5 protein-coding genes and 3 pseudogenes are annotated in these 7992 nt (G+C 61.1%); 2 read left to right on the top strand and 6 right to left on the bottom strand.

The features are described from left to right. The coding region (locus ACWCQK_RS41530) for a helix-turn-helix domain-containing protein (RefSeq protein ID WP_451164375.1) at window positions 1–592 on the bottom strand (592 nt) is incomplete at its 3' end. Here ACWCQK_RS41530 and ACWCQK_RS41525 point away from each other — a divergent pair. Further along, complete coding sequence (locus ACWCQK_RS41525) at window positions 498–890, top strand: integrase core domain-containing protein (protein ID WP_451164379.1); 393 nt, start codon at window positions 498–500, stop codon at window positions 888–890. The genes ACWCQK_RS41530 and ACWCQK_RS41525 overlap by 95 nt on opposite strands. Window positions 891–1271: 381 nt before the next feature. Here the strand turns inward: ACWCQK_RS41525 and ACWCQK_RS41520 are convergent, their stop codons facing one another. The 5 genes and pseudogenes from ACWCQK_RS41520 to ACWCQK_RS41500 all read right to left on the bottom strand — a co-directional run. Further along, entirely contained in the window at window positions 1272–1706 is a 435-nt protein-coding gene (locus ACWCQK_RS41520; RefSeq protein ID WP_451164373.1) for a nucleoside deaminase, read from the bottom strand. Window positions 1707–1932: 226 nt separating this feature from the next. Further along, window positions 1933–2367 carry a hypothetical protein gene (locus tag ACWCQK_RS41515; RefSeq protein ID WP_451164371.1) on the bottom strand — a complete coding sequence of 145 codons (435 nt, stop codon included), beginning with the start codon at window positions 2365–2367 and terminating at the stop codon, window positions 1933–1935. Window positions 2368–3391: 1024 nt separating this feature from the next. Continuing rightward, window positions 3392–4081 (bottom strand): annotated as a pseudogene (locus ACWCQK_RS41510) (IS701 family transposase); the annotation flags it as partial. Window positions 4082–4376: 295 nt separating this feature from the next. Next, window positions 4377–6227: a helix-turn-helix domain-containing protein gene (locus ACWCQK_RS41505; protein ID WP_451164377.1), complete on the bottom strand. Its 1851-nt coding sequence runs from the start codon at window positions 6225–6227 to the stop codon at window positions 4377–4379. A 384-nt stretch (window positions 6228–6611) separates the two neighbouring features. Continuing rightward, window positions 6612–7049: pseudogene (locus tag ACWCQK_RS41500) on the bottom strand (ATP-binding protein); the annotation flags it as partial. A 416-nt stretch (window positions 7050–7465) separates the two neighbouring features. Here ACWCQK_RS41500 and ACWCQK_RS41495 point away from each other — a divergent pair. Then, a pseudogene (locus ACWCQK_RS41495) lies at window positions 7466–7992 on the top strand (winged helix-turn-helix domain-containing protein); the annotation flags it as partial.

The raw sequence follows: 7992 nt of genomic DNA, 5'->3' as shown, positions 1-7992 counted from the left end.
ACCGGAGTGCGGCCCCGCCGGCCCCAAGTCCGTCCCCGGGGCGGCCGTCGGGTGAAGCCGGCTTCGTCCTCGAAGCAGACGTAGCCCCCGCAGGTCGCCCGGACCCTTTTACCTCCGCCCAGGTCGCCACCTTCCACACCGCAACGGCCTGCTCATCGCGCTCAGCGACCCGCCGGGCGGGAACCTGCGGGCTGAAGCCGAGCCGGTGCATCAACCGGGTGGCACCCGAAACGCTGTAGGAGACGTGGAACTTCCTGCCGATCAAGGTCGCCACCCTCGATGCGGTCCACACCTGGTCCTCCGTCCAGCCATGCGCGGCAGGCCCCTCCTCCACGAACCCCGTCAGCTTTTCGAGGCACCGCGAGGACAGACGACACCGTGACCCGCTCGGACCCCGGGAGGCCAAAGCCTCACCACCACCATCCCGCCACAACTGGTGCCACTGATAAGCCGACTTCACGCTCACCCGCAACCTACGTGCGACTTCCGACACCGCGATCTGCTGCCCAAACAGTTCGGCCGCTTGCATCCGTACCGTCTCCCGACGCCGACGCCCCACAGGAGTCAGCCCGCCCCCACCCGCATATCTCACACACCACGGATACACGCACCCACCCACACCCATCAGGGACTTCTCAGCGATTCACCCCAACGAACTGAAATCAGGAGCCGTCGGCTCGAGCGCGGACAACGCGGCCACCGAGTCGTTGTTCGCCTCACTCAAACGGGAGATCCTGCCCGGCCAGCGCAGCTGGCCCACCGCACGAGCCGGCCGCCTCGCGGCGTTCCGCTGGCTCGGCTACTACAACCAGCGCAGGCACTCGGCGATCGGCTACCTCGCACCAGTCGTCTTCGAACAGAGATCAACTACGTGGGCCATCGCTGCATGACAACCCGTGTCCACGATCAAGGTGGAAGCCCCGGATACCTCGGCCGCCTGTACGGATGATCCCCGGCATTCCCGAACCGGTGAGCGAGACAATCACACGTCAGAGGAGCCGAGTTGGACGCCGTCGGCGCCGACACGGAAGAACTGCAGCACCAGGAGCCTCCTGTTGCTCGGCTGGATTCGACACCCACGAGCTGTGCAGGAGGTCCCGCTCATGCCCGGCCGCGCAGAAGATCACCCGACCGAGTGGCTTCTTAGTCAAGCGCCTCGCCGTCCGCTGGAAACGCTGAACCAAACTCCACGACGCCTTTGTCTCGTTGGCCTGCAGCCTCGTCTACCGGAGGCGCGTCGAGAGAAGCCGCTCGTAACCCTGGTAGGAGCTTTATGGACTGGCACATCCGATGTCCTCGAGCCACAGCTCGGGGTGAGCTGTGGTGAAATCCGTCATTAACTGTCTGCACTCCGGGTCGTCGACAATCGTGATCCGCACCCCGTGCTCGGCAAGCCATAAGTGGCCGCCCGAGTAGGTCCGTGACTCGCCGATCACCATCTGGCTGATCCCGAATTGGCGAACAAGACCCGAGCAATACCAGCACGGTGAGAGCGTGGTCACCATCGTCGTCCGCCTGTAGTTGCGCAGTCGGCCCGCTGCACGGAAAGCCGCAGTCTCGGCGTGCATAGACGGATCGTCATCTTGCACGCGCCGGTTATGCCCCCGCCCGAGCAGTTCGCCCTCCGGGCCGAATAATGCGGCACCGATCGGAATACCCGCGTACGCGAGGCCAACTTTAGCCTCTTCGATCGCCACCTCCAGCATTTTCTCTACATTCAGTTGCTGTTGACTACCCTCACCCAATGCTTCCCCTCAATGTCAGACCTGAACAGGACTTAGTCGTTGATCCCAGTCGCAGAGTGGCACTCAAAGCGGCACCCGGGAAGTGCTCGTTCACTCGACACACCCTCGCGCAGCACTCGAGATCAATCACAAATACGCGACTTCTGGAGCGCTCTGATGTCCGCTAGCCACCTCTACACATCATCGCTCATGGTAACCCCACCACGTTAGTACACACACTGACCCAACGAGGTTTCAACCAGGTCGAATAAGGCAGATCAAGATCGTCCGAAAAATCGGCAACAGCCTGTGCCAGCGATTCTAGAAACTCAGGTCCACTTCCGTACGTGAGGTGGACGGTAGGCGCGATCTCCCCTAGTCCCCTTACCGAGAATGCGTGATTTTCGCGGTCTTCAAGGATCAGGATTGTTGGGCACTGGAGAGCGCTTGCCCAACCGATTTCGACGTGAGTTTTCGGGGATGCAGGATCTCCCGGAAACGCTACATAGAGATCGCAGGAGCGGATCCAGTGAAAGTCCCGCCGGGTACGCTTGGCGGCCATGATCGATTGACTACATGGCTCCTCGTGATGCGCGCTGAGGACCTCCCAGCCGTTCTGTTCGAAGAAGCTGACGAGCCGCACGTATCGGTCTCTAAACTCGTGGGCAGTACTGAAGTCGGTTGATCCACTGGAAGGGCCGCCGATTAAGACGACAGGTTTTGAATTTGTGTTCATCACACTAAACCTTCGCGGGACAAAGATTCAGGGGTGCCAGATAAACGACACAAGAGGGTTGCTCGCGGGGAGTTTCTTTTCGGGGCTCCCTGTCGGGATTATGGGGTGTGGGTGACTCAGGCCATCGCGATCACTTCCTATATCCCGCCAGTGGAGGAAAGCAGCCTGCGAGTCAGCCGAGTCTTACGCAAACAGCGTAAGCACGGAACGGCGCGGGGGAAGTGCCTCTATTGAACACATTAACCCGCCACCCTCGACCGTCATTCTCGGGTACTGATGCTTGCAACTCCACACCTTGAGCCCCGGAAGAAAAGCCACCTCCCATTGCACGCTTCCCCGTCGGACATACTGCGGTTACTCGACGGCCGTCACTAGGAAGAGCCTGTTGAATGGCGCTCTCAATGACCTCATAGCCGCTTACCGACGCGGTAACAACGTTTACCCCACCCGTGGACCCAGCGAGAGATCCTTTAACAGTGGCGGCCGACCGGCCGCCTGATGGCCGCTCTTCCTCTGCATCGGCACTGGATGACGAATACAGCGCACCAATGAGCGCAGCGATGACCGCCATGGCCACTAGGAAAACTCGCACAGGTGAAGAGAAATGGGACCTGTACCACCTGGCGTGCATGACAACTCCAGAAGTTGGAAAACTCAATGCGCGGGCCGACAATAGCCGCGTCATAAGAGTCTAAACAGCATGCGGCCTTTATCGCGTAAGTAATCCTTACTCATTCCGACCCCGTTTCTCGTCAGTGGGATTCGATCACTGACTCCTAATGCGGCCTGTCAAGCCGCGAAATGGTGGTGCGAGTTCGTAGATCCGTCCGTCGTAGAGGAAGACTCAGAGGACGTTGACGTAGTGACATGCCGGACCAGGACTGCCTGCATGTGGCGCTTACCTTCGACTCGCTACCGATAGTTCGTTAAATCTGTGTGGCTTGAGCGCGACCACGTAGGCCAGGTCGGCCTCGCGCAGTGCGAGAAACCAGGTGTCACTGACGTAAGTAGGCGCAGTCGGCGACCACCGCCCGGCAGCCGAAGCCCGCCTCCTTCCCCCGGGCCGCGAGGGCGGCGGACAGTTGCGGTTTCGTGCGCAAGGCTGGGTCGGCCTGGCCGCGGGCGAGGTAATGGGCAGGGGTGGAAGGAGTCGCGTGCAGCGGGTAATACACGCGGCCGTCGGTCCACACCGTGGTCACCGTGACGATGCCGTTGTCCGTCTTACCCCAGCCGGCCCAGCCACTGCCGGCCCACATGCGCGGTCGCCGTGCCGTCCTTGCGATCCCCAAAATCATCGATCACGATCACCCCGCCGTCATACGGAGCCGTCGCCGGCTCCACACAGCAGCTCAAGCCGCCGGTCGTTGACCAGCTCAGCCTCCCAGGGCGACTCGGACAAGAAGAACTGCAGCCGCTGCACCCCCGGCATCCCCGCACCCGCCACCGGCTCCGCCCCAGCCAGGCAGGTGATCGTCTTGTTCCGCTCCCGCGGCGCCAGCAGCCCCGTCAGGTACTCACGAAACCCGCGACGCTGGGCCAGGCTGAAGAAGAGGTCGTCGAACCGGGCCGCATACTCCTCCAACGGACCCGGCGCGGGCGGACACGGACGGCGAACAGTCATCTTCAACCCCCAACACAGCAAATGACCCCTACCACCGGCCCACGACCAACCCGACCTGCCGCCAACCCACACCACCACCAGAATTAACGAACCACCGGTAGACACGAGCCGGAGTACTCTTTGTAATGCTCCAGCAATGGCACTACACAACCCATAACCGGCCCCGTCAACTTGCCGAAACCCACAGGGCAGTCCGCAGCCGACAGGTGCCCGCTAGGAAGCGGCCTGGACTCGTCGATTGCGCCGCAACACCGCCGGTGAGATGAGCCGCCTACGCCACCAGAAGTTGCCAGTGTCAGGGACCAGATTCGCCACTCAGGATTTCGGTGAGTTCTTTACGCGTGGAAACCCCAAGCTTTGCATACACGTGATTGAGGTGGTTGTCGATAGTACGTACAGAGAGACCTATTGACTGAGCGATATCTTTACTGGTTGCTCCGACTGCGGCCAGCGCAGCCACTTCCCGCTCGCGGGCTGTGAGGGGAACCACTGATTGAGCTGTGGAAAGAAGGGGAGTGTGGGCTCTTTGACAACGGGCCAGCAAAACGGACCCGCGCCGATTAGCGGCGGTTGCATCCCTCGTCTGGCCGCGACGCTGGTGAATCGCGGAAGCCGCCGTAGCCGCTTCCGCTGCAAGCAGGTCTGCTCCCGCCGCCTCCAATTCAGCAGCCACGGCAAAGAGCAAATTAGGATTGCTTTCGGCAAGGGCAGATGCCAAATTAGCGCGTGCCAGGGCGAGTGCCCCATCATGCTTCTCGGCTAGCTGGGTAAGCCGGTCGACGACCCCCGCTGCACCTCCCAAGCGAGCGACGTCGGTGAGCAGAAGTGCTTCAGAAGAGGTGTGCCCAGTGCTGCGGGCTTCCTCAGCAGCCGCTATGAGCATGGCTATCGCCTTTTTAGAATGGCCCTGGGCAGCCAACAGCCATGCAGGGCCCAGGGACTCCTCTCCAGCTGAGACGAAAAGAGATGACAGACCATCGGTCGCTTGACGATCTACTAGCGATGCCTCGGCTGTGATCAAGTCACCAAGCACAGCTGCGCATGCGGCGAGTCCACTCAGAGCCGACCTGAGTCCTTGTGAGTGGTTGATCTTCCGGGCAAGTACACAGGTTTCAGCAAACCATGTGCGTGATGTAGCAACGTGTCCAGCGACCCAGTTTGCACGGGCCGTAAAGAAGGCTATCCACATGCGCGCAATGGTGCTTGAGGTAGTGATTTCTGTGTACGCACGCTCACCCATTGCTGTAGCGAGTGGCAGCTTTCCGGCCTCGGTAAGGGCGATGACCATGGCCCCCCTCTGGACTGCGGGGTGTAAAACAAGGGTGTGCTCATGAATTAGCATGTTAGCCGAATAGGCCCGTTCAGCCCAGGCTACTGCCGCATCAGTACGGCCGACCATTGCCAGTGCGATGGGTTTTACCGATGCAGCGCGTAGCCACACGTCCGCAGCTGGCGCCTGCGTCACATCGTTTTCCATAGCGTTCAGCAGAGAAAGCCCCTTGGAGGGTTGTCCGGCACAAATTCTCAAGTAGCCCTCGTCGAGTTGCAAAACGCTACGATCGAGGCTTCCTTCATGTCGGCTTACGGCTGCCGAGTTGATCGAAAGAGCCGCGGAAATATCACCCAGACTCAAAATCAGATTGGCAGTCCGGACTAGCGTGATGGTCAGGTCTCGTGCTGAATCCGTCCGCTGTTCGTCCGACTGCATCTGCGCGAGCATGGCTTCAGCCTGAAGCCCTTGGCCTGTCTGAAACAGAGACTCTCCCAACATCAGTCGACTGTCAGGAGTGTGATCGCCGCTCGGCAGCGCTTTCAGGAATGTCTGTACTTGTTCGTACTCGTGGGCATGGCGAGCCAGAGAGGCTGCCTGATGCAACAGTCCGGGGTCCGCTGCCCCAGTAGCTGCCAGCGTCCAAGTAGCAATGCGTAGGGCGTCATCTCGGCGCCGCATACCCCGGGACTTTATGCGTTTCCCCTGTTCCAGCAGGAGGGCGCGGCGCCGGTGTTCCGGCAGATTAGATCGCAAGAATTCGCCGTACAGAGGGTGAGCGAGCCCAACGGAGACACGGCGCTGCTCTCTGACTACACGGATAAGTCCAGCCGCTTCCGTGTCTGTCAACGTCTCAGGAGTAACGATCTCTTCCACCTCAGTCAGTGAAAGCTTCCCACACAACGCGAGCGCATCTAGCAGAGGGCGTGCGGCTGGCCCAATGGCTGACAGCCTAGCTTGAACTAGCTCCGCCAGCCGTCCGGTTCCTTGCAGAGCCGCTGTCTCCGCAAGTTCCCAGAAGCCTCCTTCGCGTCGGAGTGCCTTGCTCTCCAAGGAACCAAAGATCAGCTCCCTGAGATAGAGGGCGTTACCCCCCGAGGAAACGTATAGACGTTCGAGTGTGCGGCGGCTTACTGGACCATCTAGGACAGCCGTCAGGAGAGTGGCAACATGTTCTTGGCCAAGCTCTGTCAGGTCCACACGATGCATGGCATCCCCATGACAGAGGGCGCCAACTGCTTCGCTTATCGGTGTACCCGAGCGGACTGTCGCGATCAGCCGAACGACTCCGGCATCCAGCAGCTGTCGCAGCAGCACTGCGGACGCGGCGTCAAGTAGATGCAGGTCATCCACACACAAAACCCAACGGTGCTTACGTCCTTTCCCGGCCAGGACGCTGTTGACTGCTGCGAATCCAGCGACTGGATCGGTTACGTTTACCCCTGCGGGAAGAAGGTGAGCTATCGCGCCGAGCGGGACTGTACTGGCCGAAGCGCTCGCGGTTACCTGACCTCCGAACCAGCCAGTACGGACTGCTCTCTCAAGGTACTCTTCGGCCAACCTCGACTTACCGACCCCGGCTGGCCCGTATACAACGAAGACCCTGTGTCGACTGTCCTTCCACGCAGCTTCAAAGGATGCCAGCTCTTGCTCACGTCCGACTATCGGCCACGGAGAAAGCTGCTCCTGCACATCCATGGCAACCCTCCCGGTGCACGGCGCGACTCATATTTTACACTTGCACGGCTCAGTCCGACTGGACGAATCTGATGTATACCACGCTACTGGGCCACAAGAGACTGTAGAGATTTCTGTGACCTGCCTTGATGATCACTTTCCGTGGCCTCATGCGCCGCTCCTGAAAACTCACCGCTGGGATGCGGCCTTCTCTGTGCCCGTGACCACTCAGGTTGAGCTGGTGATGTCCGGTGCCCTGATCACGTTGTGATCCATGACAGCGGGCGGGAAGTGGTCGTCAAAGAGGGGGTTGGTGCTGGATCTTCTTCGACTTCTGCTTGACCACAGGGGTGAGGTCCGTGAAGCCGGCTACTGACTTGTAATGCGTGATGTCGTGGGGTGCTGACTGGTCGTGATTGTCGCGGTACCCCACGGTCATGAGGTACGCGCAGGGTGGTGGGCTGACTGCCGAGCGGAGGGCGTTTCGCGAGCAGATCCGTCTGGATGCGGGTGAGATGTTCGCGGCCGGTAGCGGCAATGCCGAGGTGGCGAGGGTGCTGCGAGTTCATGTGCGCTCGGTGCAGCGCTGGCGGCGCGAGTGGGCCGAGCAGGGGGAAGCGGGCCTGGTCTCGAAGGGGCCGGCGTCCTTGCCCAGGCTCGGCGACGAGTTGTTCGTGAAGCTGGAGGCGGCGCTTGCGTTGGGGGCGGTGGCGCATGGCTGGTCTGACGAGCGCTGGACGCTGGCGCGGATGAGGACGCTGATCGGGCGGATGTTCCACAAGAGCTACACGGTGCCCGGGGTGTGCCTGTTGCTGCACCGGCACGGCTGGTCGCCTCAGGTCCCGGCTCGCAAGGGTGGTGCAGCGCGACGATGAGGCGGTCGCGACGTGGGTGAAGGAGACCTGGCCGGCCGTGGAACCACCGCGGCGGCGCTCGGTGCCTGGACCGTCTTCGCTGACGAGGC

This window comes from Streptomyces sp. NPDC002306 (assembly GCF_053593435.1).
This window is presented reverse-complemented; position numbering and strand designations above follow the sequence as displayed.